29 protein-coding genes and 9 pseudogenes are annotated in these 25,125 nt (G+C 69.8%); 28 read left to right on the top strand and 10 right to left on the bottom strand.

Annotated elements, in window-relative coordinates:
• The first annotated feature begins 10 nt into the window (after positions 1-10).
• From G7085_RS06865 to G7085_RS06850, 4 genes and pseudogenes are all read left to right on the top strand, one after another.
• On the top strand, positions 11-1,021 hold the full coding sequence (locus tag G7085_RS06865; RefSeq protein WP_197510382.1) for a hypothetical protein: 1,011 nt from the start codon (positions 11-13) through the stop codon (positions 1,019-1,021).
• Positions 1,018-1,173, top strand: a complete 156-nt coding sequence (locus tag G7085_RS06860) for a hypothetical protein (protein WP_197510381.1) — start codon at positions 1,018-1,020, stop codon at positions 1,171-1,173. The genes G7085_RS06865 and G7085_RS06860 overlap by 4 nt, the downstream gene beginning before the upstream one ends.
• A 704-nt stretch (positions 1,174-1,877) precedes the next feature.
• Positions 1,878-3,410, top strand: coding sequence for a bifunctional UDP-N-acetylglucosamine diphosphorylase/glucosamine-1-phosphate N-acetyltransferase GlmU (gene glmU / locus G7085_RS06855; RefSeq protein ID WP_408647068.1), 1,533 nt, complete (start codon positions 1,878-1,880; stop codon positions 3,408-3,410).
• A pseudogene (locus G7085_RS06850) lies at positions 3,382-4,321 on the top strand (ribose-phosphate diphosphokinase). Before glmU ends, G7085_RS06850 begins: the two are co-directional and overlap by 29 nt.
• 135 nt (positions 4,322-4,456) lie before the next feature.
• Here the strand turns inward: G7085_RS06850 and G7085_RS29780 are convergent.
• Positions 4,457-5,140 (bottom strand): annotated as a pseudogene (locus tag G7085_RS29780) (divalent metal cation transporter).
• A 136-nt stretch (positions 5,141-5,276) separates the two neighbouring features.
• Positions 5,277-5,584: pseudogene (locus G7085_RS29775) on the bottom strand (Nramp family divalent metal transporter); the annotation flags it as partial.
• A 194-nt stretch (positions 5,585-5,778) separates the two neighbouring features.
• Between G7085_RS29775 and G7085_RS06840 the strand changes: the two are divergent.
• The 7 genes and pseudogenes from G7085_RS06840 to G7085_RS06810 all read left to right on the top strand — a co-directional run.
• A pseudogene (locus tag G7085_RS06840) lies at positions 5,779-6,452 on the top strand (ABC transporter ATP-binding protein); the annotation flags it as partial.
• A complete protein-coding gene (locus G7085_RS06835) occupies positions 6,452-6,832 on the top strand; it encodes a hypothetical protein (RefSeq protein WP_197510380.1) in 381 nt (126 codons plus the stop codon). The pseudogene G7085_RS06840 and the gene G7085_RS06835, both read left to right, overlap by 1 nt.
• A gap of 31 nt (positions 6,833-6,863) precedes the next feature.
• Entirely contained in the window at positions 6,864-7,058 is a 195-nt protein-coding gene (locus G7085_RS06830) for a hypothetical protein (RefSeq protein WP_197510379.1), read from the top strand.
• Complete coding sequence (locus G7085_RS06825) at positions 7,055-7,621, top strand: ABC transporter permease (RefSeq protein WP_197510378.1); 567 nt, start codon at positions 7,055-7,057, stop codon at positions 7,619-7,621. The genes G7085_RS06830 and G7085_RS06825 overlap by 4 nt, the downstream gene beginning before the upstream one ends.
• 91 nt (positions 7,622-7,712) lie before the next feature.
• Positions 7,713-8,216 (top strand): ACT domain-containing protein, encoded by a 504-nt coding sequence (locus tag G7085_RS06820; protein ID WP_197510377.1) that lies wholly within the window; start codon positions 7,713-7,715, stop codon positions 8,214-8,216.
• 91 nt (positions 8,217-8,307) lie between these two features.
• Entirely contained in the window at positions 8,308-8,445 is a 138-nt protein-coding gene (locus G7085_RS06815) for a hypothetical protein (RefSeq protein WP_197510376.1), read from the top strand.
• Positions 8,421-8,855 carry an ABC transporter permease gene (locus G7085_RS06810; RefSeq protein ID WP_197510375.1) on the top strand — a complete coding sequence of 145 codons (435 nt, stop codon included), beginning with the start codon at positions 8,421-8,423 and terminating at the stop codon, positions 8,853-8,855. Before G7085_RS06815 ends, G7085_RS06810 begins: the two co-directional genes overlap by 25 nt.
• A 359-nt stretch (positions 8,856-9,214) precedes the next feature.
• On the opposite strand, the gene G7085_RS34370 is transcribed toward G7085_RS06810, so the two are convergent.
• From G7085_RS34370 to G7085_RS34365, 8 genes are all read right to left on the bottom strand, one after another.
• Positions 9,215-9,622 carry a hypothetical protein gene (locus G7085_RS34370; RefSeq protein ID WP_197510374.1) on the bottom strand — a complete coding sequence of 136 codons (408 nt, stop codon included), beginning with the start codon at positions 9,620-9,622 and terminating at the stop codon, positions 9,215-9,217.
• Entirely contained in the window at positions 9,504-10,565 is a 1,062-nt protein-coding gene (locus G7085_RS06800; RefSeq protein ID WP_197510373.1) for an FGGY-family carbohydrate kinase, read from the bottom strand. Before G7085_RS06800 ends, G7085_RS34370 begins: the two co-directional genes overlap by 119 nt.
• On the bottom strand, positions 10,484-11,029 hold the full coding sequence (locus tag G7085_RS29770; protein ID WP_197510372.1) for an FGGY family carbohydrate kinase: 546 nt from the start codon (positions 11,027-11,029) through the stop codon (positions 10,484-10,486). The genes G7085_RS06800 and G7085_RS29770 overlap by 82 nt, the downstream gene beginning before the upstream one ends.
• A 53-nt stretch (positions 11,030-11,082) precedes the next feature.
• Positions 11,083-11,361: a hypothetical protein gene (locus tag G7085_RS06790; RefSeq protein ID WP_197510371.1), complete on the bottom strand. Its 279-nt coding sequence runs from the start codon at positions 11,359-11,361 to the stop codon at positions 11,083-11,085.
• Between the two features lies 1 nt (position 11,362).
• Positions 11,363-12,469 carry an L-rhamnose isomerase gene (locus tag G7085_RS06785; protein WP_331715526.1) on the bottom strand — a complete coding sequence of 369 codons (1,107 nt, stop codon included), beginning with the start codon at positions 12,467-12,469 and terminating at the stop codon, positions 11,363-11,365.
• Positions 12,470-12,604: 135 nt separating this feature from the next.
• On the bottom strand, positions 12,605-12,931 hold the full coding sequence (locus G7085_RS06780) for a substrate-binding domain-containing protein (RefSeq protein WP_331715945.1): 327 nt from the start codon (positions 12,929-12,931) through the stop codon (positions 12,605-12,607).
• 55 nt (positions 12,932-12,986) lie between these two features.
• The gene (locus tag G7085_RS06775) at positions 12,987-13,508 is read right to left on the bottom strand and encodes a LacI family DNA-binding transcriptional regulator (protein ID WP_331715525.1); all 522 of its coding nucleotides are present in this window, start codon (positions 13,506-13,508) and stop codon (positions 12,987-12,989) included.
• Positions 13,415-13,618 (bottom strand): LacI family DNA-binding transcriptional regulator, encoded by a 204-nt coding sequence (locus tag G7085_RS34365; RefSeq protein WP_197510369.1) that lies wholly within the window; start codon positions 13,616-13,618, stop codon positions 13,415-13,417. Before G7085_RS34365 ends, G7085_RS06775 begins: the two co-directional genes overlap by 94 nt.
• Positions 13,619-13,869: 251 nt before the next feature.
• Between G7085_RS34365 and G7085_RS24745 the strand changes: the two genes are divergently transcribed.
• The 17 genes and pseudogenes from G7085_RS24745 to G7085_RS06710 all read left to right on the top strand — a co-directional run bounded on the left by G7085_RS24745 (position 13,870) and on the right by G7085_RS06710 (position 25,041).
• Complete coding sequence (locus G7085_RS24745; protein ID WP_231979301.1) at positions 13,870-14,091, top strand: ATP-binding cassette domain-containing protein; 222 nt, start codon at positions 13,870-13,872, stop codon at positions 14,089-14,091.
• Positions 14,088-14,291, top strand: a pseudogene (locus G7085_RS29765) (D-xylose ABC transporter ATP-binding protein); the annotation flags it as partial. The gene G7085_RS24745 and the pseudogene G7085_RS29765, both read left to right, overlap by 4 nt.
• Positions 14,292-14,622: 331 nt before the next feature.
• Entirely contained in the window at positions 14,623-15,300 is a 678-nt protein-coding gene (locus G7085_RS24740; RefSeq protein WP_331715944.1) for an ATP-binding cassette domain-containing protein, read from the top strand.
• 126 nt (positions 15,301-15,426) lie between these two features.
• A complete protein-coding gene (locus G7085_RS06760; RefSeq protein WP_197510368.1) occupies positions 15,427-15,675 on the top strand; it encodes a hypothetical protein in 249 nt (82 codons plus the stop codon).
• A gap of 5 nt (positions 15,676-15,680) precedes the next feature.
• On the top strand, positions 15,681-16,379 hold the full coding sequence (locus G7085_RS06755; RefSeq protein ID WP_197510367.1) for an ABC transporter permease: 699 nt from the start codon (positions 15,681-15,683) through the stop codon (positions 16,377-16,379).
• Between the two features lie 88 nt (positions 16,380-16,467).
• Complete coding sequence (locus tag G7085_RS29760; protein WP_331715524.1) at positions 16,468-16,833, top strand: ABC transporter permease; 366 nt, start codon at positions 16,468-16,470, stop codon at positions 16,831-16,833.
• Positions 16,782-17,411, top strand: a complete 630-nt coding sequence (locus tag G7085_RS06750; RefSeq protein WP_269451800.1) for an ABC transporter permease — start codon at positions 16,782-16,784, stop codon at positions 17,409-17,411. Before G7085_RS29760 ends, G7085_RS06750 begins: the two co-directional genes overlap by 52 nt.
• A 93-nt stretch (positions 17,412-17,504) precedes the next feature.
• Positions 17,505-18,321 (top strand): annotated as a pseudogene (locus tag G7085_RS34360) (substrate-binding domain-containing protein).
• Entirely contained in the window at positions 18,294-18,548 is a 255-nt protein-coding gene (locus tag G7085_RS24725) for a hypothetical protein (RefSeq protein WP_231979300.1), read from the top strand. Before G7085_RS34360 ends, G7085_RS24725 begins: the two are co-directional and overlap by 28 nt.
• 9 nt (positions 18,549-18,557) lie before the next feature.
• The gene (locus G7085_RS24720; RefSeq protein WP_331715523.1) at positions 18,558-18,773 is read left to right on the top strand and encodes an L-rhamnose mutarotase; all 216 of its coding nucleotides are present in this window, start codon (positions 18,558-18,560) and stop codon (positions 18,771-18,773) included.
• Positions 18,770-18,892 (top strand): hypothetical protein, encoded by a 123-nt coding sequence (locus G7085_RS29755; protein ID WP_269451799.1) that lies wholly within the window; start codon positions 18,770-18,772, stop codon positions 18,890-18,892. Before G7085_RS24720 ends, G7085_RS29755 begins: the two co-directional genes overlap by 4 nt.
• A gap of 144 nt (positions 18,893-19,036) precedes the next feature.
• Positions 19,037-19,321 carry a hypothetical protein gene (locus G7085_RS32220; protein WP_331715522.1) on the top strand — a complete coding sequence of 95 codons (285 nt, stop codon included), beginning with the start codon at positions 19,037-19,039 and terminating at the stop codon, positions 19,319-19,321.
• A gap of 133 nt (positions 19,322-19,454) precedes the next feature.
• Positions 19,455-19,508 (top strand): annotated as a pseudogene (locus G7085_RS34355) (hypothetical protein); the annotation flags it as partial.
• Between the two features lie 114 nt (positions 19,509-19,622).
• A pseudogene (gene pth, locus G7085_RS06725) lies at positions 19,623-20,210 on the top strand (aminoacyl-tRNA hydrolase).
• 42 nt (positions 20,211-20,252) lie between these two features.
• Positions 20,253-23,766 (top strand): annotated as a pseudogene (gene mfd / locus G7085_RS06720) (transcription-repair coupling factor).
• 139 nt (positions 23,767-23,905) lie between these two features.
• Positions 23,906-24,430: a hypothetical protein gene (locus tag G7085_RS06715; protein WP_197510364.1), complete on the top strand. Its 525-nt coding sequence runs from the start codon at positions 23,906-23,908 to the stop codon at positions 24,428-24,430.
• A 29-nt stretch (positions 24,431-24,459) separates the two neighbouring features.
• On the top strand, positions 24,460-25,041 hold the full coding sequence (locus tag G7085_RS06710) for a MazG family protein (RefSeq protein ID WP_197512778.1): 582 nt from the start codon (positions 24,460-24,462) through the stop codon (positions 25,039-25,041).
• Positions 25,042-25,125 lie beyond the last annotated feature (84 nt).

Genomic DNA, 25,125 nt, shown 5'->3' with positions numbered 1-25,125 from the left:
CTTCCTGGAGATGCTCACCGCCCGCTGGCAGGAGGTGCGTCCTGGCGGCAGGATCTGCTGGGAGCCGTGGGAGCTGTCCGCCGGGCAGATCCTGCGCATCATCGAACGCATCGACACCGCCGGTTTCGCCCTGGCCCTACACAACAACGCCGCCGAGGTGATGGCCGCGCTGCCGGCCGACCGGCACGTGCGGAACCTGACGCGGGCCGCCGCAGCGCGGGGCATTCCGGTGATCCTCGAGGGCTTCTTCGGCGCCGCGAGCGAGGAGGTCGAGCCGTTCCTGGCGCTGCAGTCGCCGCTGACCACCTACCGCCAGGTGCGGGCGATGATCGACGTACCGGGCGCGACCGGCGTCAAGGAGTACTACGGCCTCAACGTGCATGCCGTGGACCCCAACCTCCGCGCTGCGGCCCTCGGCTGGCAGGCGCCTCCCCTGTCCGACGCGACGGTGCTGGCCACCTTGTCGGAGGGGTACGGGGACGAGGAGACCCGGCGGATCGTCGAGGAGGTGTGGCGACTGGCCAGCGAGGCCATGGAGCTGTTCCCGTGGGACGCGTCGTGGTTCGTGCGTGAGGTGGGCAAGAGCGATCCGGCCCACGCGCTGACGGCGGCGGCCATCAGGGGATATGTGGCCGAGACGCCGTCGTGGCGCTCGACGAGGGCGGCGACCTTCATGGTGGTCGACGACATGGAGCCGCACCCGTGGCTCCTGGAGGATCTCGGGCTGCGGTGGCGGTCCTGCGCGGACCGGCAGGAGAGCGCCCTGGCGCTGGCCGAGTCGGTGCAGGACAGGATCCCCGGGGCTGAGGGTGACGCGTTCCGGGCGTTCGTGGTGGAGCTCCGCGAGTTCCGCCGTCGGGTGCTCGCCTACGTCTACCACTGCCGGGAGACGAACCTCGCCCGCGTGCTGCGGGAAGCGCTGGAGACGGACCGGCAGGTTCCCGCAGGGCTGATCGCTGAGTTGACCGACGTGTTGACGCTGGATGCCGCCAACCGTGGGGCCGACGACCTGGGGAGGTGATCGCGCTGCTCGGCAGCGATCCGGCGGCGTTCGTGCGCACCTACTTCCTGCCCGTGCCGGTGGTGGAGATGGAGCAGAACTTCCACGGGACGACGTTCATCGAGCGCCGGTTCCCCTGGCCGCTGGGTGCGTTCTCGGCGACGTCGCGGTAGTCAGGCTGACGCGTAGGACACGGAAACGGGGTCAGCTGTCGGACTGACCCCACCCCCGACGTCCGGCGCCCCCATGCGGCCGGCTGGGCTCCGGCTCTGCCGAGACCCGTTTCCGGTGCCGCCGACGGCGAAGTTGTAGTCACCGCCATCGGCGAAGGTTCGGCCCTGCCCGGGGAGCTCAAAGCCGCTCTGGCAAGGTCCAAACGCCCCGGATCAAGTGAGCCGGAGGGCTCTGCCCACGAGTTCTGCTCACACATGGGGCGTCGAACGGCCTCACGGCACAGACCTGCCCTGACGCCGTCGCGGCTGGTCAGTGGTCACTTCTTCCAGGTAGACCGGTCAGAATCGGCTACTGGCCGTTTTTTCCGGGGGTCCGGTAGGGGGGGACGCGGGTCAGTGGTCACTTCTTCCAGGTAGACCGGTCAGAATCGGCTACTGGCCGATTTTTTCCGGGGGGCCGGCAGGGGAGGACGCGGGTCAGTGGTCACTTCTTCCAGGTAGACCGATCAGAATCGGCTACTGGCCGATTTTTCCGGGACGCGGGGCGTCGAGGGGGCCGGAGTCCGGGTCGGAGTCCTCGTGAGTCGGCACGGAGGTTCCGGACGCCGTATGATGCGAAGCGACTCTGATCGTGGCGCGCGGAACTCCCAGTGGGGCGGCGGGCGTCACCCGGATAAGACGCCCGGCCTGAGAAGGAGAAACCGTTGTCAACCGACGCGCCAGTCGCAGCCGTCGTCGTTCTTGCCGCAGGTGGCGGAACCCGAATGAAGTCGTCCCGGTCGAAACTCCTCCACGAAGTGGCTGGCAAGTCGATGCTGAGTTTCGCGGTCTCGGCCGCCGCGGCCCTCGACCCGGATCATCTCGTGGTCGTCGTCGGGCATCTGCGCGATCAGGTCGAGGCACACCTCGAAAAGCTGTCGGCCGCTGTCAGCACCGCCGTTCAGAGCGACCAGCTCGGCACCGGCCACGCCGTCGCCTGCGGGCTCGAGGGCCTCGACGACCTGGAGGGTGAGGTCGTCGTCACCTACGCCGACGTGCCGATGCTCACCGGCGAGACGCTCCGCGACCTCGTCGCCACCCACCGCGCCAACCTCAACGCGATCACCATCCTGACGGCCGCCGTCGACGACCCGAGCGGCTACGGCCGCATCGTGCGCGACGGCGACAACGTCACCGGGATCGTCGAGCACAAGGACGCCACCGAGGAGCAGCTCGCGATCAGCGAGATCAACTCCGGCATCTACGTCTTCGAGGCCTCCACCCTGCGTGAGGGCCTCGCCTCGCTCACCACCGACAACGCGCAGGGTGAGCAGTACCTCACCGACGTCGTGCACTTCGCAGCCCAGCGCTCACAGCGCGTCGGCGCACACAGCATCGACGACGTGTGGCAGACCGAGGGCGTCAACGACCGCGTCCAACTCGCCCGGATGAACGCCGAGATGAACCGCCGCATCCGCGACTCGTGGATGTTGGCAGGCGTCACCATGGTCGATCCCACCAGCGTGTGGATCGACGTCGACGTCGACCTCGCCGAGGACGTCACGCTCCTTCCCGGGGTAACCCTCCAGGGAGCGACCACCATCGGCGCCGGCGCCACCATCGGGCCCGACACCACCCTGATGGACGTCGAGGTCGGCGAGGGCGCCGAGGTCATCCGCACCCACGGTTCGTTCGCCGTCATCGGCGAGCACGCGAGCGTCGGCCCGTTCGCCTACCTGCGGCCAGGCACGATCCTCGGCCGTGAAGGCAAGATCGGCACCTTCGTGGAGACGAAGAACGCCCAGATCGCCGACGGCGCGAAGGTGCCGCACCTCGCCTACTGCGGCGACGCGATCGTGGACGAGGGCGCCAACATCGGCGCAGGCACGATCTTCGCCAACTACGACGGCATCCACAAGTCAACCTCGCACGTGGGCAAGAACGCCTTCGTGGGCTCCAACTCTGTCCTCGTCGCACCCGTCGACATCGGGGCCGGCGCCCTTGTCGCCGCCGGCTCGGCCATCACCGAAGACGTCCCCGCCGGGGCGTTGGGGTGGCGCGCGGTCGCCAGCGCAACGTTGAGGGATGGATCAATGAACGTCGTCCAGGATCCAAGTGGGCCGCGGCAGCGGCCGACTCGGACGGGGCGGCCCACCCAGCAGTGCTCGAGTCCAGAGAGAAGAAGGCCTGACCTTGATGACCCAGATCGCCAAGAACGACAAGCACCTGATGTTGTTCAGCGGGCGTGCGTACCCTGAGCTCGCGCAGGAGGTGGCGGAGCTGATGGACCAGGAGCTGGTCCCGACCCGCGCCCTCACCTACGCGAACTCGGAGATCTACGTCCGCTTCGAGGAATCGGTGCGTGGCTGCGATGCGTTCGTCATCCAGTCCCACACCGCACCGGTGAACGAGTGGATCATGGAGCAGCTCATCATGGTCGACGCGCTGAAGCGCGCCTCAGCCAAGCGCATCACCGTGGTCGCACCGTTCTACCCGTACGCCCGTCAGGACAAGAAGCACCTCGGCCGTGAGCCCATCTCGGCCCGCCTGGTCGCCGACCTGTACAAGGCCGCCGGAGCCGACCGCATCATGTCTGTCGACCTGCACGCCTCGCAGATCCAGGGCTTCTTCGACGGGCCGGTCGACCACCTGTGGGCCTGCCGGTCCTCTCCGACTACGTGTCGGAGAAGTACGACGCCTCCGAGATGTGCATCGTCTCGCCCGACGCGGGCCGGGTGCGGCTCGCCGACCTCTGGACCGACAAGCTCGGCTGCCCGCTCGCGATCATCCACAAGCGCCGCGACATGGACAAGGCCAACACGGTCGCCGTGCACGAGGTCGTCGGTGACGTGGCGGGCAAGACCTGTGTGCTCGTCGACGACATGATCGACACCGCGGGCACCATCGCCCAGGCGGCCGAGGCCCTGCGGGAGAGGGGCGCGAAGCGGGTCATCGCGGCCGCCACGCACGCCGTCTTCTCCGGCCCGCCGCACAGCGCCTCAACGCGTCCGGCATGGAGGAGATCGTCGTCACCAACACGCTGCCGATCAGGCCGGTCGAGCCGATCAACAACCTGACGACTCTGTCGATCGCGCCGCTCATCGCCAAGGCGATCAACGCCGTGTTCCTCGACGGGTCGGTCACGTCGCTGTTCGGTGGTCAGGCCTGACACCACGCGCTTCCACGAGGGCGGGCATCAGGAAGAAGGATGCCCGCCCTCGTCATGCCCTGACCGCTCAGCCGATGATCAGCACGGCGGCGTTGAGCGCCAGCACCGCCGCGACGACGACCCACGCGACCGCCGTCACGAACGGGGGTTCCTGAAGGCACCCATCACCGTGCGGCTCGACGTGAGCAGCACCAGCGGCACGAGCGCGAACGCGATGCCGAAGCTCAGCACCAGTTGCGACTGGACCAGGGCCTGCGTCGCGTTCAGCCCGCGCCCAGGACGCCGACCGCGGGCACCAGCGTGACCAACCTCCGCGCCGTCGGGTGATCCTGGGCGACACCAGGTCGTGGATCATCCCTGCCCGGCATCGGTGCCGACGATCGCCGACCCGAGCCCCGACACCAGCAGGCCGACGGCGAACACGGTGGCCGGCAGCGCGCCCACCAGCGTGAGAATCTGCGCGTAGGCGCCCTCGATGGAGTCGAACGATGAGCCGCGCAACCCGGAAGCCGCGAACAGCAGCATCGAGATGTTGACGGCGGCCGCGATGGTCAGCGCCACGGCCACGTCGACGCGTTGCACGTGCAGGAGCCGCGGGATCGGCTCGCTCGAGTAGGAGTGGCGCTCGCGGGCGAGCGCGGAATGCAGATAGATCGCGTGCGGCATCACGGTGGCGCCGAGCATCGCAGCGGCCAACTGCACCGAGCCGGCGTCCGCGAAGCGCGGGATCAGGCCGGCAAGGGTAGCGGACGGGTCGGGTGGCAGCCAGAACAGCGTCGCGAGGAAGCCGATGGCGATCACGCCGAGCACCCCGGCCATCAGCACCTCGAAGAAGTGTTCGCCCTCCTGCGCATCCAGTGCAGCGAGGCGATGGCCACGCCACCGACGATGATGGCCCGAGCCACATGGGCAGCCCGAACAGCAGGTGCAGCGCGATGGCGCCGCCCACCACCTCGGCCAGGTCGGTCGCGATGGCGACCGCGACCGCCTGCGCGCCGTACAGGATCCGCCACACGACGTGCAGGCGACGCTTCATCAGGTGGTCCCGGATCTGGGTGCTGAGCGACGTGCCGGTCACGACCCGAGTTTGGCGGAGAGGTACTGCACCAGCATGGCCATCAGGCAGGCGAGCGCCAACGCCCAGACGAGGAGGTAGCCGTACTCGGCGCCCGCGCTCAGGTTGGCGGCCACGTTGCCGGGGTCGACGTATGCGAGCGCTGCCACGAACGCGGGGCCCAGGAGGGCTACGGTTCTGCGCTGCATGGCCACGATCCTAGGGGACCCCGCTACCGCGGTCGCAGAGGATCGGCGCGGACGGCGACGTCGGGCCGATCCGCCGTCCACGGCCTGTGCCGTAGTTTTTCCTGCGACCACTGCCGAAAGGACCCCGATGAGCCACCCCTGAACCAGCCGCCCGCGTGCGGAGCGGTGCACCTGACGAAGGTCTTCACCACCGGGAGACCCCGGTGGTCGCCGTCGACGACGTGTCGGTGTCCATCGCACCCGGGTCGTTCACGGCCATCATGGGCCCTCCGGCTCGGGCAAGTCGACGCTGATGCACTGCATGGCGGGGCTGGACCGGCCAACCCGGGGCGAGGTCTACATCGGCGCCGACAACATCGCCGTCCTGCCCGAGAAGACGGTCACCCGGGTGCGCCGCGACAAGATCGGCTTCGTCTTCCAGGCCTTCAACCTCCTGCCGACGCTCACCGCGGAGCAGAACATCCTGCTGCCGCTCGAGCTGGCGGGCCGCAAGCCCGACCGGCAGCTGTTCGAGCAGGTGGTCGGCTCGCTGGGTATCGGCGACCGACTCACCCACCGCCCCAGCCAGCTCTCCGGCGGCCAGCAGCAGCGCGTCGCCGTCGCCCGGGCGTTGGTCACCCGTCCCGAGGTGATCTTCGCCGACGAGCCGACCGGTGCGCTCGACCAGAGGAGCGGCACAGCACTGCTCGAGTACCTGCGCTCCTGCGCCCGCGACCAGGGCCGCACCATCATCATGGTGACCCACGATCCGAGGGCCGCCGCCTACGCCGACCGTGCGTTGATGCTGCTCGACGGCCGCATCGTCGAGGACGTCGCCAACCCCACCACCGAGACCATCCTCTCCCTCCTGTCCGGCTCGGTGGCCTGATGTGGCGCCAAGCGGTCAGTGAGCTACGGCTCCATCCGGGCCGGTTCGTCGCGACCCTGATCGCGATCGCGATCAGCGTCGGCTTCATCGCGGCCATCTCGGTGTTCGTGAACTCGCAGCAGACGGCGATGGGCAGCCTCAGCGCCCTCCCGATCGCCAAGGCCGACCTCGTCCTCGAGACGACGGAGGGCAGGGCGGGCGCCGTCGCGGACGCCGCGACCGCCGTCGAAGGGGTCACCGCCACCGGCGTCGTGGACAGCGGGGCGGGCGTGTTCCTCCGCAGGGCAGGCGTGTCGATGCTCGCCACCTTGTACCAACCGCCGCGGAGGGCCTCGCCTGGGCAGACGTCACCGAGGGCCGGATGCCTCCTCACCCGATGAGGTCGCACTCTCCGGGCAGGCGATGGACACGTTGGAGGCGCGCGTCGGCGACGAGCTCACCGCGGACGGGGAGGCGGTCACCGTGGTGGGCCGCACCGACGACCCCAGGACACTGTGGGCGGTCACCGGCTACACCGGCGCGCCCTCGGTGTCCGGCGAGTGGGCCACCGACGTCGCCGTCCGGCTCGCCCGGGCGCAGACGTCGAGCGGGTCACCGCGGAGTTGAAGGCGCTGGGCGATGTCAGCAAGGTCCTCGACGGGCAGGCCGAGCGCAACGCCAGCCTCGTCGACATGACCGGCGACTTCGACGTCTTCAAGTACCTGCTGCAGGGTTTCGCGGCGATCGCGCTGCTGGTGGGCATGATCACCATCGCCAACACGTTCACCATCCTCGCCGCCCAGCGACGCCGTCAGCTGGCGCTGCTGCGCACCATCGGAGCGACCCCGGGGCAGGTCACAGGGCGGCTGCTGGTCGAGTCGCTCCTGCTGGGGGCGATCGGATCGCTGCTGGGCCTCGGGCTCGGCTTCCTGGTCGCCTGGATCGGCGGCACCTTCACCGGGTCCAACTTCTTCGGCCTCACCATCGTCCCGCTCGAACTGACCGTCGCCTGGCTGGTCGGTGTGCTGGCCACCGTGGTCGCCGCCGTCGGGCCGTCGCTGCGGGCCGCGCGCGTCAAGCCGCTCGAGGCACTGCAGACGGTGCCCACCCGGCCGAGGCGCACCGGGCCGGCGTGGTGCGTGTCGTCGTGTGCACCCTGGCCGGGGCGCTCGCCGTCTGGGCCTTCGTGATGAGCAGACAGGGCGGCACCTGGGCGATGGCCTGGGCGATCGGCGTCGGGATCTTCCTGACGATCGCCGTGCTCGGCGCCGCCCGTTCTACGTGGCCCCGCTGCTGCGGCTCGGCGCCCGCATGTTCGGCCCGATCTCACCGACCACCCGCCTCGCCTTCACCAACGCCGCGCGCAACCCGCAGCGGGCGGCCTCCACCGCGATGGCCCTGATGCTCGCCGTCGGGCTCATCGTGACGCTCCAGGTGGCGCTCGCCACGGCCAGGAGCTCCGGCATGGAGTCGATCAACTCCCGGTACCCGGTGGACGTGGCGCTCTCACTGCGGGGGATGGACGGCGACCCTGACGAGCTCATCTCCGACCTGCGCGCCGTCGACGGCGTCAAGGCCGTCGCGCCCATCGCGTCGAAGCGGATCGAGGTGGACGGCGGCGTGATCGACGCGTTCGCCCCGCCGAGGGGTACGCCGCGATCGGGCTCGGCACGCCCGCCTCCGAGACGCCCGCGGAGGGCACCATCGTGGTGTACCCGTACGGCCCGGCCGGCTCGGCCGGTGACCGGCTCACGGTGCAGACGGTCACGGGGGCGGTGGAACTGAAGACGAAGTTCGTCGACGCTGTGCCCTATGACGTGGGGTGGGTCACCGAGGAGACCCTCGCCTCGCTCGCGGGGAGTCGACGGTCACGACGGTGTGGGTCCAGCTGACCGACCGCACCTCGCTCGGCGCCCTCGACTCGGTGCTGAGGGTGGTCGCGACGTACCCGGGGTCGACGCCGACGGCGGTGGCGCGGTGTTCGCCTCGATGCTCACCCGGATCCTCGGCGTGATGCTCATCGTGCTGACGGCGCTGCTGGGGGTCGCGGTGCTGATCGCGCTGGTTGGCGTCGGCAACACGCTCGGCCTCTCTGTGATCGAGAGGCAGCGGGAGTCGGCCCTGCTGAGGGCGCTCGGCATGCAGCGCGCCAGCCTGCGCACGATGCTGCTGATCGAGGCGGTCGCGCTCGTCGGCATCGGCACCGTGATCGGCCTGCTCGCGGGTGCGTTCTTCGGCTGGCTCGGCGTCTCGACCGCGATCTCGCTCATGCCCGAGGCAGATGTCGAGCTCCGGTTCTCCCTCGACTGGCTCTACACGGCCGGTCTGATCGGGGTCTGCCTGCTGGCGGCGGTGCTCGCCTCGATCCTGCCCGGCCGTCGGGCGGCCAACGCCACCCCGACGGAGGCGCTGGCCATCGACTGAGGATCGGGGCCCGGCCCCGGCTGGGGTCGGGCCCCGACCCGGTCAGCTCCTGGCGACCTGCTGTCGGTAGGCCTCCGCCTCCCAGTTCTCGATGAAGGACCGCTCCCGCTCGTCGAGCGCCCGCACCCGGCCGAGCCGGTTGGCGGCCTCGACGACGGTCAGCGCGTCGACGAACACCTCGAGGGCCGTCCCGGCCGACCTCGCAGATTCGCCGGCGGCGATCACGCCGAGCCCGGGAGCGACGGCGACGACGGGGTCGGTGCCGTGCGCCGAACGGAAGGCGGCGACGGCGTCGGCGACGGCGACCCCCTCTTCGAGGACCACCGGGAACGACCCCGCGTAGACGATCTGGTCGGGGATCAGCGGCCCCTCCGTGAGGTACGCGCGCCCCTCATCGGTCGCGGGGTAGCGGGCGGCGAGCCTGCCGTCGTCGATGGCGACGGCCCCGGCACCGACCGCCGTGCCGAACGCGTCAGCAAGCTCGGAGAGCCCGTCGCGTGCCGAGCCGCCCAGGGCATCGACGACGGTTGCCATGATGTTGTTGCTGATCCGCCGCACGTCGTCGGGGAGTCTCCCGAGACAATCAGGCCGTGGTTCATCAGGAATGTCGCCTTCGGCGGTTCCTGGCCGGTGCGGGAGGTGAACTCCTCACGGCGCCTCTTGATCAGCCGCGCGAGCGGCAGGCCGGGATCGACGTAGCCGACCCACAGCACGTCGTCGCCGAACAGGTCGCGGGTGATGCGCTCCCCGTCGGCGTTGCACGTCACCGCGTTGATCAGCACCGGGTGGGTGTGCAGCACGTAGGTGTCGGGATGAGCGCGTGGAACAGGATCTCCACGGACGGGCGCCGCGGCCCGGGGTGGTGCGCGCGAGCGTCGCGATGTGGTTGACGGGGTCGCCGAACGACGGGTCGGGGTCGGGGGCGTCGAGCGAGTCGAGCAGCACGTCGAGGCGGAGCGGCACGAGGTCGCCCGACCCGATCGCGGCCATCGACACCCCGCTCGGCTTGATCCACAACACGCCGTCGACCTTGGCCGACGAGTTGCCACCGCCGGCGCGCACGAACGCGGGATCCGCGCCGAACTCGTTGCTGAGTGCCGTGATCGCGGCCAGCGGGGTGGGGACGTGGGTGGTGACGTTGGAGGAGTCCATGACGATCCTTCTGAGGTCGGTGAGGTCGCCGTCGGCGAGCCCGACGGCACGGGCCTGGATGAGGGCGTTGCCGAGCGCGGTCGCCTCGGCGGGGCCTGCGGTCACCTCGAGGCCGCTGCGGTCGGCCGTGAGTTGGTTGAGCAGCCAGTTGTTGGAGCCGCCACCCACGATGGCGAGGCGACGGGGCCTGCGCCCGGTGAGCGCGGAGAGCTCCGCCAGCGTCGCGGTGTAGGCGTCGGCGAGCGATTCGAGGATGGTGCGGGTGAGGAAGGCCGGGTCGTCGAGCCGCGGGTCGTCGCCTGCGAGCGCGCGGATCCGGGCGGGCATGCCACCGGGCTGCATCAGTGACGGGTCGGTGGCGTCGAACCGGGGCACGTCGCCGACGTCGGCGGCCGCCGCGATCAGCTCCGGCACGGTGTGGGAGCGACCCGCGCGTTCCCAGTCGCGCAGGCACTCGCTGAGCAGCCACATGCCCATCACGTTCTTGAGGTAGCGGACGGTGCCGTCGACGCCGATCTCGTTGGTGAGGTTGGCTGCCCGGGATGCCTCGCTGAGCACGGGGAGTCGAGCTCCATGCCGATGAGCGACCACGTGCCCGATGAGAGGTACGCGTCGTCCGGGCCCTGCAGCGGCGTCCCCACCACGGCCGAGGCCGTGTCGTGGGAGCCCACCGCCACCAGCGGAAGCCCGGCGGCCGGGCCGGTGAGGATGGTGCCGACAACCTCGCCCGGCTCGATCAGCGGCGGGAAGATGCGACGCGGCAGGCCGAGCCGGTCGATCAGTTCCCAGGCCCAGTCGCCCGAGACGGGGTCGAGCAGCGACGTGGTCGACGCGTTGGTGCGTTCGGCGACCGCACGGCCCGTCAACCAGAAGCCCAGCAGGTCGGGGAGCAGCAGGAACCGGTCGGCCTCTTCGAGCCGGCCCGCGATCCTGTCCTCGACCAGTTGGTTGACGGTGTTGAGGGCGTTGTCCTGGATGCCGACGCGGGCGTAGAGCTCTTCCGGCTCGATCAGCCGCGCCACCTCGGCCCTGCCGACGGCGGTGCGCGGATCGCGGTAGTTGAACGGCAGCCCCGTCAGCTCCCGGTGGGGTCGAGCAGCCCGTAGTCGACCGCCCAGCAGTCGATCCCGACCGAGGCCACCGGCCCCGGCGCGGCCTCGATGGCGCGGCCGATCCCGGCCTGCACCTCGGCGAGGATCGCCGCGATGTCGAGGCGGAGTCCGTCGTCGCCCTGCCGCGCCGCGGTGGAGAAGCGGTGCACCTCCGTGAGACCGAGGCGACCGCCGGTCAGCGTGGCGAGCACCACGCGACCGCTGGTCGCTCCGAGGTCGACGGCGACGACGGACCCCGTCATGTCAGGCGCCCCAACCGGCCTGGGCGCCGCCGACGCGCTCCTCGGCGATCCGGGCGAGGTAACCCGAGTCGGCGAAGGCACGCATCGGGTCGGCGGCCAGCCCGCGCGACTCGCGCCAGGCGGCGAGGTCGGGGCGGACGTCGCGGTAGAACGCGTCCATGAACACCTCGTTGGCGCCGAGCACGTCGCCGGCCTCCTGCGCCGCCTGCAGCGCGTCGACGTCGAGCAGCAGCACCCGCGCCGTCATCTCCTGCACGTTGAGCACGGAGCGGATCTGGCCGGGGATCTTGTCCTCGATGTTGTGGCACTGGTCGAGCATGAATGCGACGCCCGTCGCCGGGTCGAAGCCACCGCCGCGGCGCACCTCCCAGAGGATGCGGAACAGCTGGAACGGGTCGGCCGCGCCGACGATGAGGTCGTCATCGGCGTAGAAACGCGAGTTGAAGTCGAAGGAGCCGAGCTTCCCGAGGCGCAGCAGCTGCGCGACGATGAACTCGATGTTGGTGCCCGGCGCGTGGTGGCCGGTGTCGAGGCAGACCACGGCACGCTCGCCGAGGGCGGCCACCTGCGTGTACGAGGTGCCCCAGTCCGGCACATCGGTGTGGTAGAACGACGGCTCGAAGAACTTGTACTCGAGAACGAGGCGCTGCTCGGGGCCGATGTGGGCGTAGATCTTGGCGAGCGAGTCGGCCAGCCAGTCCTGACGACGGCGGATGTCGCCCTGGCCCGGGTAGTTGGTGCCGTCGGCCAGCCAGATCTTGAGGTCCTGCGAGCCGATGATGTCCATGATCTCGATGCACTCGAGGTGGTGGTCGATGGCGCGCTGCCGGACGGCGGGATCGTGGTGGGCCAGGCTGCCGAACTTGTACTCCTCGTCCTGGAACGTGTTGGAGTTGAGGGTTCCGAGGCCGACGCCGACCTCGGCCGCGTAATCGACGAGGGCGCTCCAGTCGTCGACCTTGTCCCAGGGGTAGTGCAGGGCGACCTTGGGGCGAGACCCGTGAAGCGGTTCACCTGGGCCGCATCGGCCAGCTTCTCGAAGACGTTGCGGGGCGTCCCCGGGCTTCCGAACACCCGGAACCGGGTCCCCGAGTTTCCGTACGCCCACGACGGGACTTCGATCGCCTGGGCGGCGAGTTGGTCGGTGATGCTGGCGAAGTTGGTCATCTGCACTCCCACGCTGGAGGTTGATACGTTTCAAACATGAAGATAACCCCTCTGCGCGCCGCAGTCAAGGGCCCGCTCAGGCGAGCGCGGTCGAGGCGCGCTCCACGAGGGACGGGGTGAACATCACCGAGCGGTGGACGTGCGGGCGCCCCGCCTCGAGATCCTCGAGTTCCGCCAGCAGCAGGGTGGCCGCGGTCGCCCCGATGTCGCGCCGCGGCTGGGCCACCGACGTGAGGGGCACCGCGGCGTAGGCGGCGAACTCGATGTCGTCGTAACCGATGATGGCGATGTCGTCGGGCACCCGGATGCCCATCGAGGTCAGGCCCTGGAGCAGCCCGATGGCCGCCATGTCGTTGGCGCAGAACACGCCTGTGGGGCGCTCGGCCGCCGACATGGCGCCGATCCGGTCGGCGGCGAGCCGGCCGGAGGGAAGTCGAGTTGTGGGACGGCCAGCGTGGTCAGTGTCGCCGCCGCCTCCCGGGCCGCGGCCGTGGCCCCGAGAGTCGGTCGCGCACCTGGTCGAGCGTGGCGGGACCGCCGACGAACGCCACGGAGCGGTGGCCCCGCCGCAGCAGGTGCTCGACGGCCATCCGGCCGCCCGCCTCGTCGTCCATGCCGACGGTGCAGGCGCCCTTGTCGCTGGCGGCCCGGTCGACCAGGACCGTCGGGATGCCCGCCCGCTGCAGCTCGTCGACCACGGACGGCGCTTTACCGATGGGGCCGAGGATCACGCCCCTGACGCGCTGGGCCAGGAAGCTGCGCAGGACCTTCTGCTGGAGGTCCGCGTTGTTGTCGGCATCGCCGATGGTGGCGCCGAAGCCGTTGCTGCTCAGCTCCTTCTGGGCGCCCCTCAGCAGGTCGGCGAAGAACGGGTTGGCCACATCCATCACGGCCAACCCGATCGTGCGGCCGCGGCCGGCGCGCAACTGCTGCGCCTGCCGGTTGGGCACCCAACCGAGCTCGTCGATGGCGCTCTGCACGCGTGCCCGCGTCTCGGGGAGACGAGGTCGGGGTTGTTGAGCACGTTGGAGACCGTGCCGACCGACACCTGCGCCAAGGCGGCCACCTCGCGCATGCTCAGCCTCGCCATGTGACACCTCCGGATACGCTCGGCGGCACCGTTGCCGCCTGTGTTTTCGGGCGCCACTCTATAGCCACCGGGGAACCACCGCCGACGGCGGCCGGGGTGCCGAGTTTGTTGTCAACTTGTTACCGGACCCCGGTTGACACGTTTCAATATCTTTGCGTAGTGTCGTCACCAACGCACTGTGCCCGACGTCGAGCACAGACCCGGCAAGGAGGCTAGGAATGGCGGATGACGCAATGTTGACGCTTACCGGCGTGAGCAAGCGCTTCGGCGCGGTCGTCGCCCTGCGTGACGGCAACCTGACGCTCCACCCCGGTTCGATCCACGCCCTGGTCGGCGAGAACGGTGCGGGGAAGTCGACGCTCGTCAAGATCATCGCGGGTCTCTACTCCCGCGACTCCGGCACATTTCTGCTTGACGGGAGCCCGTCAACTTCCGCACCACCGCCGACTCCAAAGCGGCGGGCATCGCGGTGATCTACCAGGAGCCCACCCTCTTCCCGGACCTTTCGGTCACCGAGAACGTGTTCATGGGCCGCCAGCTCGTCAAGGGCTTCGGCATGATCGACCGCCCCGCCATGCGGGCGGAGGTCGAGGCGCTGATGCGACGTCTCGGCGTCCAGATCGATCCCGACCGCCCGGCAGACGGCCTCTCCATCGCCGATCAGCAGATCATCGAGATCGCCAAGGCAATCTCGCTCGACGCCAAGGTCCTCATCATGGACGAGCCCACCGCGGCCCTCTCCGGCGTCGAGGTGAACCGCCTGTTCACCGTCGCGCGCCAGCTTCGCGACGAGGGCCGGGCGCTGCTGTTCATCTCGCACCGCTTCGACGAGGTGTTCGACCTCTGCGACACCATCACCGTGATGCGTGACGGCTCCTACGTCTCCACCGTCCCCGCCGCCGAGACCACCTCGGCCCAGATCGTCAAGATGATGGTCGGCCGCGACGTCAACGAACTCTTCCCCAAGCAGGAGGCCGAGATCGGCGACGTCGTGCTGCGGGTCGATCGCCTCACCAGCCCAGGGTCTTCAACGACATCAGCTTCGAGGTGCGCGCCGGCGAGATCGTCGCGCTCGCGGGGCTCGTCGGGCGGGTCGCTCCGAGGTCGCCCGCGCCATCTTCGGCGTCGACGGCTACACCTCGGGCCGCGTCGAGATCAACGGCAAGGCGATCAGACCGAAGAGCCCGGGCGACGCCATGGGCCTCGGCATCGCGTTGGTGCCGGAGGACAGACGCAAACAGGGTCTCGTGATCGACGCGGCCGTGCGCACCAACCTGACCGACGCGATCCGCCGCACGCTCGTGAAGCTCGGCCTCATCACCAACAGCCGCGAGAACATCGCGGCCGACGACTGGGCCCGCCGGCTCGAGGTCAAGACCGCGTCGCTGGATGCCGTCGCCGGCACCCTGTCGGGCGGCAACCAGCAGAAGGTCGTGCTGGCCAAGTGGCTCGCCACCGACCCGTTGGTGCTCATCATCGACGAGCCGACCCGCGGTATCGACGTCGGCACCAAGTCCGAGGTGCACCGCATGATGTCGGAGCTTGCCTGCCAGGGTATGGCGATCCTGATGATCTCCTCGGAACTTCCCGAGGTGCTGGGCATGGCCGACCGCGTCCTGGTGATGCGCGAGGGACGGCTCACCGCCACCCTCGACCGCTCCGAGGCGACCCCGAATCCGTGATGCAGGCAGCAACCCGTTCCGAGGAGGCAGCGTGACCGCCACGCTTGAGACACCGGCGGCACCCGCCCCGGCACCTGAGGCCCCCGCCGGGCGGGGCTGCTGCGCAGGATCTTCACCTCCCGTGAGATGGGCGTCGCGCTGGTGCTGATCCTCGTGATCGCCATCACGACGCTGAAGAATCCGGCATTCCTGACATCCTCCGACGGCTTCCGCGATCTGCTCGTCACCCCATCGATCCTGCTCGTGGTGGTGCTCGGCCAGGCGGTGGTCATCATCACCCGCAGCGTCGACCTCTCTGTCGGTTCGATCCTCGGCCTCACCGCCTACCTGGTCGGCACCGTCTTCGTCGCGGCGCCCAACCTCCCGATCCGCTGATCTTCGTGATCGGCTGCGTGTTCGGTGGGCTGCTCGGGTTCATCAACGGCGCGCTCGTGGCCTTCGGCAAGGTTCCGGCCATGGTGATCACACTCGGCACCCTCTACGCATTCCGTGGCATCAACGTGTGGTGGACCGGATCGAACCGGATCAACGCCTCCGACCTGCCCAGCGGGTTTCTGAGCCTCGGCACCCGTCAGATCCTCGGGATCCCGGTGCTGACGATCATCTCGCTCATCGCTCTCGCGTTCGTGGCCTGGTACATGCACAACACCCGCGGCGGTCGCGAGTTCTACGCCATCGGGTCCGACCCTGATGCCGCCGAGCTCTACGGGCTGAACAAGACCAGGCGCGTGCTGACAGCGTTCGTGTTCTCCGGCGTCATGTCGGGCCTTGCGGGCGTCCTGTTCGCCGCCCGCTACGGCACCATCAACTCGCAGGCGGGTGACGGCTTCGAACTCGAGGCGGTCGGCGCGGCAGTCATCGGCGGCGTCGCCATCACCGGCGGCACCGGCACCGTGATCGGCGCGGCGCTGGGCGCCTTCCTGCTGATCACCATCAACCGCGCGCTACCAGTGCTCGGCATCCCGGACTTCTGGCAGAGGGCGGTCGTCGGCGTCCTGATCCTCGGTGCCATCGTCCTCGACCGGGTCCTGGCAAAGCGCGATCATCAGCGTCGCATCGAGAAGCGGGACCGGGCATGAGTGAGCGCACCTACCAGGAGTACACGCACCCCTGTGGCGCAGGCTGCTCATAAACCGGGAGTCGGCGATCATCGCGCTGCTGGTGATCGTGCTGGCCGCCGCCTCGCTGATGGTGCCGAAGTTCGCCACCCCCGCGACGTTGACCTACCTCCTCCTCGACGTGACCCCGATCCTGATCATCGCGCTGGCCATGACACCGATCATGATCACCGGCGACATCGATCTGTCCGTCGGGTCGATGGTGGGGCTCAGCTCAGTGGTGTTCGGCGTCATGTTCCAGGCCGGCTGGTCGATCCCGCTTGCGATGGTCGCCTCGCTGATCATCGGCGCCATCGGCGGGGCACTCAACGGCCTGCTCGTCACGAAGATCGGCCTCCCGCGCTCGCCGTCACCATCGGCACCATGGCCCTCTACCGCGGCATCGCCGTCGGCCTGCTCGGCACCACCGCGGTGACGAGCTTCCCGAAGGAATGGACGTCGCTGGCCAAGGCCAAGATCCCCGGCACGCCCATCCCGATGGTGATGATCCTGTTCGTCGTCCTGCTCGTCGCGTTCGCGCTGATGCTCCACTTCAGCCGCTTCGGTCGCGGCATCTACGCCATCGGGCTCAGCAAGGACGCCGCCACGTTCTACGGCGTCGACGTCGCCCGCACCCGGCTCATCCTGTTCATCCTGAGCGGGCTGGTGGCCGCCCTCGGCGGCATCTACTACACCCTGCGCTACGGCTCGGCCCGAGGCGACAACGCGACCGGCCTCGAGCTCCAGGTGATCGCGGCGGTCGTGCTCGGAGGAGTGTCCGTCTTCGGCGGCCGTGGAGCCCTGCACGGCGTCATCGCCGGCGTGCTGCTGATCGGGTCGCTCTCCAGCGCCCTCCGGCTCGCCAACGTCACCGCCGACGTCATCAACATCATCACCGGCGTCCTGCTGGTGGTCTCCGTCGTCGCGAGCTCGGTCATCGACTGGGTGCAGCGGCGCCGCACCCAGGTTGCCAACCGCAAACAACAGACCACTCACCCGACACCCGTCGGCTGAGCAAACCAAACCAAGGGAAAGTCCAATGAAGCTCACGTCCCTCTCGGGCAAACTCATCGCAGCGGCGGCAGCCGTCAGCCTGGGCCTCACGGCCTGTGGCGGGGCCGCCGGAACCGATCCTCCGCGCCCGCGACCACCGGTGGCGGCGGCGGTGGCGGCGACGCCGCCAACCTGTCCATCACCTTCCTGCCGAAGAACCTCGGCAACCCCTACTTCGACGCCTCCAGCAAGGGTGGCAAGGCCGCCGTCGAGGAGTTCGGCGGCACGTTCGCCGAGGTCGGCCCCGCGACGGCCACGCCCGACGCCCAGGTCAGCTACATCAACACGCTGACGCAGCAGCAGGTCGGCGCCATCGTCGTGTCGGCCAACGATCCGGCCGCCATCTGCGACGCGCTGAACGAGGCGCGCGACGCGGGCATCAAGGTCGTCACCTTCGACTCCGACACCAACCCGAGTGCCGCGACCTGTACGTCAACCAGGCCGACGCCGCGGGCATCGCCAAGACGCAGGTCGACATGATGGCCGAGCAGATCGGCGACGCGGGCCAGATCGCCATCCTCTCCGCATCGGCCAACGCCACCAACCAGAACGCGTGGATCGAGCTCATGAAGGAGGAGCTCACCGCCAACCACCCGAACATCGAGCTCGTCGAGGTCGTCTACGGCGACGACGACGACCAGACCTCGTTCGACAAGACCGCGGCCCTGATCCAGACCTACCCGAGCTCAAGGGCATCATCTCGCCCACCACCGTCGGCATCGCCGCCGCGGCCCGCTACATCTCCACCTCCGCCGCCAAGGGCAAGGTGGCCGTGACCGGCCTCGGCACCCCGAACCAGATGCGCGAGTACATCGCTGACGGCACCGTCACGGAGTTCGCCCTGTGGAACCCGAGGACCTCGGCTTCCTGAGCGCGTTCGCCGCCAAGGCCCTGATCGAAGGCACCGTCACCGGCGCCGAGGGCGACAAGTTCGAGGCGGGCAAGCTCGGCGGTTACACCGTCGGGCTGACAACACCGTCCTGCTCGGCGATCCCTACCGCTTCAACGCGGACAACATCGACGACTTCGACTTCTGATCCGTCGGGTCTTCCAAGGGGAGGGCAGGTGCACACCTGCCCTCCCCTTACCCATTCATAAGGAGAAACCGTGAACCGCTACTGCTTCCTGGGCCACGTCGACCCGGCCAACCTGGCCGCCTACCGCGAGGCCCACGCCGCAGTCTGGCCGGAACTGCTGCGTGCGCTGCGCGACGCGGGCTGGCACAACTACTCGTTGCACCTGCGCGATGACGGACTGCTCGTGGGCTACTGCGAGTCCGACGACCTCGACGCTGCCAGGCGCGGGTCGCGGCCACCGAGGTGAATGCCCGCTGGCAGGCGGCGATGGCCGAGCTGTTCGAGGGGAGGGGCGCCGGACGAGGCGTGGAGTTCCTCGACGAGGTGTTCCACCTGGAGACCCAGTTGGCGGCCGCCGAGGGCTGACCCCGTCGCCTTTGGGCCACGCGGCGGGCTGGGCTAGACTGTGCGGGTTGCCTGGCGAGGGACCGTCCCCGGTCCGTGATCGACTAGCTCTATCCTCGCTCGGCGTCCGCTGAAATCCGTTCGACCCCAGCTTGAGGAGTTCCCATGGCAGACGTCACCCTCTCCGCCGCCACCCGCACCGAGTTCGGTAAGGGCGCGGCCCGCCGCCTCCGCCGCTCCGGCAAGACCCCCGCCGTGCTGTACGGCCACGGCACCGACCCGGTGCACCTGGCCCTCCCGCGCAGGAGACCTTCCTCGCGCTCCGCACCGCCAACGCCCTGCTCGAGATCACCATCGACGGCGGGAAGACGCCCGTCCTCGCGCTCCCCAAGCAGGTCACCCGCGACCCGATCGCCCCGATCATCGAGCACGTCGACCTCCTGCTGGTGAAGGTCGGCGAGAAGGTCGCCGTCGACGTCGCGCTCGTGCTCGTCGGTGACGTCGTCAACGGCGCCATGGTCAACCACGACCTCACCGCCCTGCCGGTCATGGCCCGGCCACCGACATCCCCACCGAGTTCGAGGTGTCCGTCAAGGGCCTCGAGGTCGGCGCCCAGATCCTCGTCTCCGACGTCGCGCTGCCCGAGGGCGTTGAGGCGCACGTCGACCCCGAGACCCTCGTCCTCTCCGTCGTCGCCATCCCGAGCGCCGAGGCCGAGGCCGCCGAGGGTGAGGCCGCCGAGGCCCCGAAGCTGGCGAGTGAGCAACACCCCTTCCTCGTGGTCGGGCTCGGTAACCCGGCCCGACCTACGAGTTCACCCGGCACAACGTCGGGTACTGGGCCGTAGCGGACCTCGCGGACCGCTACGGCTCATCGTTCACCCTGCACTCGCGGCAGCGGGCCGACGTGGCGAAGGTCACGCTGCCCGGCCCGCGGAGATCAGGCTCGTGCTGGCACGGCCCACGACCTACATGAACGACTCGGGCGTGGCCGTGAAGGCCATCGCCACGTTCCACAAGATCCCGCCGACCACGTGATCGCCGTCCATGACGAGCTCGACCTCGATCCCGGGCGCCTGCGCGTCAAGCTGGGCGGCGGCGACAACGGCCACAACGGCCTCAAGTCGATCCGGGCCCACCTCGGCACCGGTGACTTCTTCCGTGTCCGCGTCGGCATCGGCCGCCCGCCGGGTCGGCAGCCCGCCGCCGACTACGTGCTGAACAAGCTCAAGCCGACGCAGGCCGAGGAGATGCGCGTCGACGCGTCCGTCGCGGCCGACGCCGTCGAATCCCTGGTGCGCGAGGGCCTTACCGCCACCCAGAACCGCTTCAACGGCTAGCCCGCGGTGGTTGACCGGGCGCGGCACAATGGTTCGGCCCGTCTGCGCGACTCACAGCTAAGGAAAGATCCCGTGAAGTACCCAGGACTCCTCACCCTGCTCGAGGCCGACCACGGGTTCGAGGCGACGATCGCGGACTCCGGACGCCCCGGCGTCACGGCCCTCGACGTCACCGCGGTGCCCTCCTTCTTCCCGCTGCTGAGCGCTGCCATCGCCGAGGGTCGGCCCAGACCGTCCTGCTCGTCACCTCCACCTACCGTGAGGCGGAGCAGTACACGTCCGAGCTCGGCGGGCTGCTGGGTGAGGACCGCGTCGCCTACTACCCGGCCTGGGAGACCCTTCCACACGAGCGGCTCTCGCCCCGCGCCGACACCGTCGGGCGCCGCCTCGCCGTGCTGCGCCGGCTCGCGGGCCGCGACGACCTGCCGCCACCCGAGGTGGTGGTCGCTCCCATCCGCTCGGTGCTGCAACCGCAGGTCAGGGGCCTCGCGGAGATGGCCCCGTCCGGATCACGGTGGGGGAGACCTACGAGTTGGGCCGCCTGCTCGGCGACCTGACGGACGCCGCCTACAACCGCGTCGACATGGTGGAGCGACGCGGCGAGTTCGCCGTCCGCGGCGGCATCGTCGACGTGTTCCCGCCCACCGAGGAACACCCGGTCCGCATCGACTTCTTCGGTGACGACATCGACGAGATCCGCTACTTCACCGTCGCCGACCAGCGTTCCACGGGCGACACCGCCACGTCGATCATCTGCCCACCGTGCCGCGAGCTGCTGCTCACGCCACAGGTGCGCGAGAGGGCACGGCGCCTCTCCGTGCAACACCCGAACTGAGCGACATGCTCGCCCGCATCGCCGAGGGTCAGGCGGTCGATGGCATGGAGGCGCTCACGCCGGCGCTGGTCGACGGGCTGGAACTGCTGGTCGATGTGCTGCCGAAGGGGCGCTCGTGCTCGCGGCCGCGCCCGAACTGATCCGCACCCGGGCCGCGGAGCTGGTGCAGACGAGCCAGGAGTTCCTCGAGGCGAGCTGGGCCGCGGCCGCGGGCGGCGGCACGTCCCCGATCGATCTGGGGCCTCCGCCTACTGGAGCCTCGCAGACGTGCGCCTGCACGCGCTCAACCGCGGCCAGCGCTGGTGGTCGCTCTCGCCTTTCGCCTCCGGGGAGGACGGCGCCGACGAGCCGAGCTTCGACGCCGGCTCTGTGCACTCGCGGATCCTGCGGGTCGGACCGTCGGAGACATTCCGGGGCGATACCGACGCGGCCACCCGGCACATCGCAGCCCGGGTCGCCGACGGCTGGCACGTCGTCCTCACCGTCGAGGGGCGCGGCCTCGCACAGCGGCTCGTGGAACTGCTGCAGGAGGCCGGACTCCGCGCCCACATCGACGACCTCAACGAGGCCCGCGGCCCGGCCACATCTCCGTCGTGCTGTCGACACTGCGCCAGGGTTGGCGCGCGGAGGCAGCCCGCGTCGAGGTGATCACCGCGGCCGAGCTCACCGGCCAGCAGTCCATGGACAGGGCGGAGCGCAAGCTTCCGTCGCGCCGCAAGGCCACCATCCAGCCCTCGAGTTGAAGGCGGGCGACCCGGTCGTACACGAGCAGCACGGCGTCGGCCGGTTCGTCGAGCTCGTGCAACGGGTGGTGCAGGGAGCGACCCGCGACTACCTCGTCATCGAGTACGCCCCGAGCAAGCGTGGCCAACCCGGTGACCGGCTGTTCGTGCCCATGGACCAGCTCGACCAGCTCAGCCGTTACGTCGGCTCCGAGTCGCCCACGCTCGACAAGATGGGCGGCGGTGACTGGACCAAGCGCAAGGCGAAGGCCCGTAAGGCCGTCCACGAGATCTCGGCCGAGCTCATCAAGCTCTACGCCGCCGGCAGGCCACGAAGGGCCACGCGTTCGGGCCGGACACCCAGTGGCAGCGGGAACTGGAGGACGCCTTCAGCTACGTCGAGACGCCCGACCAGCTCTCCGCCATCACCGAGGTGAAGGCCGACATGGAGAACCTGGTGCCGATGGACCGCCTCATCTGCGGCGACGTCGGCTACGGCAAGACCGAGATCGCGGTGCGGGCAGCGTTCAAGGCCGTGCAGGACGGCAAACAGGTGGCGGTGCTCGTCCCGACGACGCTGCTCGTCACCCAGCACTACCAGACGTTCGCCTCGCGGTTCGCGGGCTTCCCCGTCCACCTGGCGCAGCTCTCCCGGTTCCAGACCGACTCCGAGGCGAAGAAGGTCCTCGAGGGCTGGCCAGCGGAAGGGTCGACGTCGTCATCGGCACCCACCGCCTGCTCAGCAAGGAGATCGGGTACAAGGATCTCGGGCTCGTCATCATCGACGAGGAGCAGCGGTTCGGCGTGGACCACAAGGAGCGCCTCAAGTCGATGCGCGTCGATGTCGACGTCCTGTCCATGTCGGCCACCCCATCCCGCGCACCCTCGAGATCGCCATCACCGGCATCCGCGAGATGAGCGTCATCGCGACGCCGCCGGAGGAACGCCACCCCGTGCTGACATTCGCGGGCCCTACGACCAGGGGCAGGTGAAGGCGGCGATCCGGCGCGAGCTGGCCCGTGAGGGCCAGGTGTTCTTCCTCCACAACCGGGTGGGCACGATCGAGAAGACGGCCGCGACGCTGCGTGAACTGGTGCCCGAGGCGCGCATCGCGACGGCGCACGGGCAGATGAGCGAGAAGCGTCTCGAGCAGGTCATGCTCGACTTCGGCGAGCGACGCGCCGACGTCCTCGTCTGCACCACCATCGTCGAGGCCGGGCTGAACATCCAGACGGCCAACACCCTGGTCATCGACAGGGCCGACATGCTCGGCCTCGCCCAGCTGCACCAGTTGCGCGGACGTGTGGGTCGCTCCCGCGAGCGCGGCTACGCCTACTTCCTGTATCCGCCGGACAAGCCCCTGACAGAGGCCTCGCACGAGCGTCTCGCCACGATGGCCGCCAACACCGATCTGGGTTCGGGCATGGCGATCGCGATGCGCGACCTCGAGTTGCGCGGAGCGGGCAACCTCCTCGGCGAGGACCAGTCGGGCCACATCGAGGGCGTGGGCTTCGACATGTACCTGCGGATGGTCGGCGAGGCCGTCGCCAACTACCGCGGGATCGACACCGACGTTGAGCCGACGATGCGCGTCGAGATCCCCGTCGACGCGCATCTGCCGGAGGACTACATCGCCTCCGAGCGGCTCCGCCTCGAGATGTACAAGCAGATCGCGGAGATCCGCACCGACGCCGACATCGAGGGCGTGCGCGCCGAGCTGGAGGACCGCTACGGCTCACTTCCCGGGCCCGTCGACGCGCTGCTCGGGGTCGCGCGGCTGCGAAACCTCGCCCGGGAACATGGCATCCAGGAGATCGTGCCGCAGGGCAGGGTGGTGCGGTTCTCCCCGATGGTGCTGCCCGAGTCGCGGCAGGTGCGGCTCCAACGGCTGTACCCGGGCGCCACCGTCAAGTCGGCCCTCGACCAGATCCTCGTCCCGAAGCCCGAGGGCGACTACCTCGGCTGGGCGACGACCTTCCTCACGCAGATGTACGCCTGAGGCCGCGGCCACCCGACGACTCGGCCCTCCCGGGCCGGGTCGCGGGTGGCGCCGCGTGGGGTCGGCCGGTTGTGGGTGATGAGGTAGTCTGGCGAAGGCGCGTCGAGCGCCAGAAGACCTGCCTTGTGAGAGGACCCCGATGAAGCTGAACCGCATCATCCCCACCGTCGCCGCCGTCGCCGCCGTCGCAGCGGTCACGCTGCTCGGAGCCTGCAGCCCCGCGGCGAGCACCGCGGCCGTCCTCAACGGTGAAGTGATCACCGAGGCGTCCATCGACCAGGCCATGACCGGCTGCGCCGAGGCCCTTCAGGTCGACACCAGCCAGCTGGTGCGCCAGGGTGCGGTGCAGACGATGGCCCTCGCCTCGGTGTTCGACTCCGTCGTGGCCGACTTCGGCGAGTTCAGCGACGACCAGGTCGACAAGCTCGGCGCCTCGCAGGGCGGCCAGTCCGCCGCCATGCTCGGCAACGAGGACTGCCGGCGCCTCGCCCGCGACTCCGTCAAGGTGTCGCTGCTCGGCCAGCTCGACCAGCAGGTCGTCACGCAGGCCCTCCAGAGCGCCGACATCGAGCTGAACCCCCGCTACGGCCGCTGGGATCCCACGGACCAGGGCCTCTTCGGCTCCGCCTCACTGTCTGTCAGCTCGGACGCGACCCTGCGGTGACCACCGAGCTGGAGCGACTCCGCCAGGTGATGGCGGAGCTGCGCGCCAGGTGCCCGTGGGACGCCGGGCAGACCCACAGGTCGCTCCTGAACCACCTCGTGGAGGAGACCGCCGAGGTCATCGACGCCGTCGAGACCGGCACCGATGACGACCTCCGCGAGGAGCTGGGCGACCTGCTGCTGCAGGTGTACTTCCACTCCCGGATCGCCGAGGACGAGGGCCGCTTCGACCTCGAGGACGTCGCCCGCGGGATCTCGGACAAGCTGATCCGCCGTCATCCGCACGTCTTCGCCGACGAGGATGTGCCCGACGACATGTGGCAGTCGTGGGAGGAACGCAAACGCGCCGAGAAGGGCCGCACCTCCGCACTCGAGGGGATCGCCGAGTCGCTCAACGCCCTGCCCCGGATCCAGAAGGTCATCTCGCGGTCCCGCTCCCACCAGGTGCCGCTCACGCTCCCGGACGATCCGATCGACGAGGTCGCCTTCGGTCAGGCCCTCGTCGCGCTCATCGCCCGCGCCCAGGCCGGCGGCGTCGACGCCGACGCGGCGGCCAGGGGCGCGCTGCGCGCTCTGGAGGCCGACGTCCGTGAGGCCGAGACGAGGCCCTGAGCGGCCCCGCACGGCCGCGTCACCCACCCGCTCCGGTGCTCCCACCACCGAGGGGCATGCCCGCTGAGCCCCCTGCCCTGCCCG

It is taken from the genome of Tessaracoccus coleopterorum, from assembly GCF_011174705.1.
Taxonomy (GTDB): Bacteria; Actinomycetota; Actinomycetes; order Propionibacteriales; family Propionibacteriaceae; genus Arachnia; species Arachnia coleopterorum.
The sequence above is the reverse complement of the archived record's forward strand: the minus strand, read 5'-3'. Positions and strand labels throughout refer to the sequence as shown.

Excerpts from the sequence above, each read along its gene's own strand:
- G7085_RS06865 (WP_197510382.1), top strand. The coding sequence starts at position 11 with ATGCTCACCGCCCGCTGGCAGGAGGTGCGTCCTGGCGGCAGGATCTGC.
- G7085_RS06835 (WP_197510380.1), top strand. The coding sequence starts at position 6,452 with ATGTGGCGCCAAGCGGTCAGTGAGCTACGGCTCCATCCGGGCCGGTTC.
- G7085_RS06810 (WP_197510375.1), top strand. The coding sequence starts at position 8,421 with ATGCTCACCCGGATCCTCGGCGTGATGCTCATCGTGCTGACGGCGCTG.
- G7085_RS06790 (WP_197510371.1), bottom strand. The coding sequence starts at position 11,361 with ATGACGGGGTCCGTCGTCGCCGTCGACCTCGGAGCGACCAGCGGTCGC.
- G7085_RS34365 (WP_197510369.1), bottom strand. The coding sequence starts at position 13,618 with ATGGCGAGGCTGAGCATGCGCGAGGTGGCCGCCTTGGCGCAGGTGTCG.
- G7085_RS06760 (WP_197510368.1), top strand. The coding sequence starts at position 15,427 with ATGGGCGTCGCGCTGGTGCTGATCCTCGTGATCGCCATCACGACGCTG.
- G7085_RS06750 (WP_269451800.1), top strand. The coding sequence starts at position 16,782 with ATGGCCCTCTACCGCGGCATCGCCGTCGGCCTGCTCGGCACCACCGCG.
- G7085_RS32220 (WP_331715522.1), top strand. The coding sequence starts at position 19,037 with ATGGCAGACGTCACCCTCTCCGCCGCCACCCGCACCGAGTTCGGTAAG.
- G7085_RS06715 (WP_197510364.1), top strand. The coding sequence starts at position 23,906 with ATGAAGCTGAACCGCATCATCCCCACCGTCGCCGCCGTCGCCGCCGTC.
- G7085_RS06710 (WP_197512778.1), top strand. The coding sequence starts at position 24,460 with ATGGCGGAGCTGCGCGCCAGGTGCCCGTGGGACGCCGGGCAGACCCAC.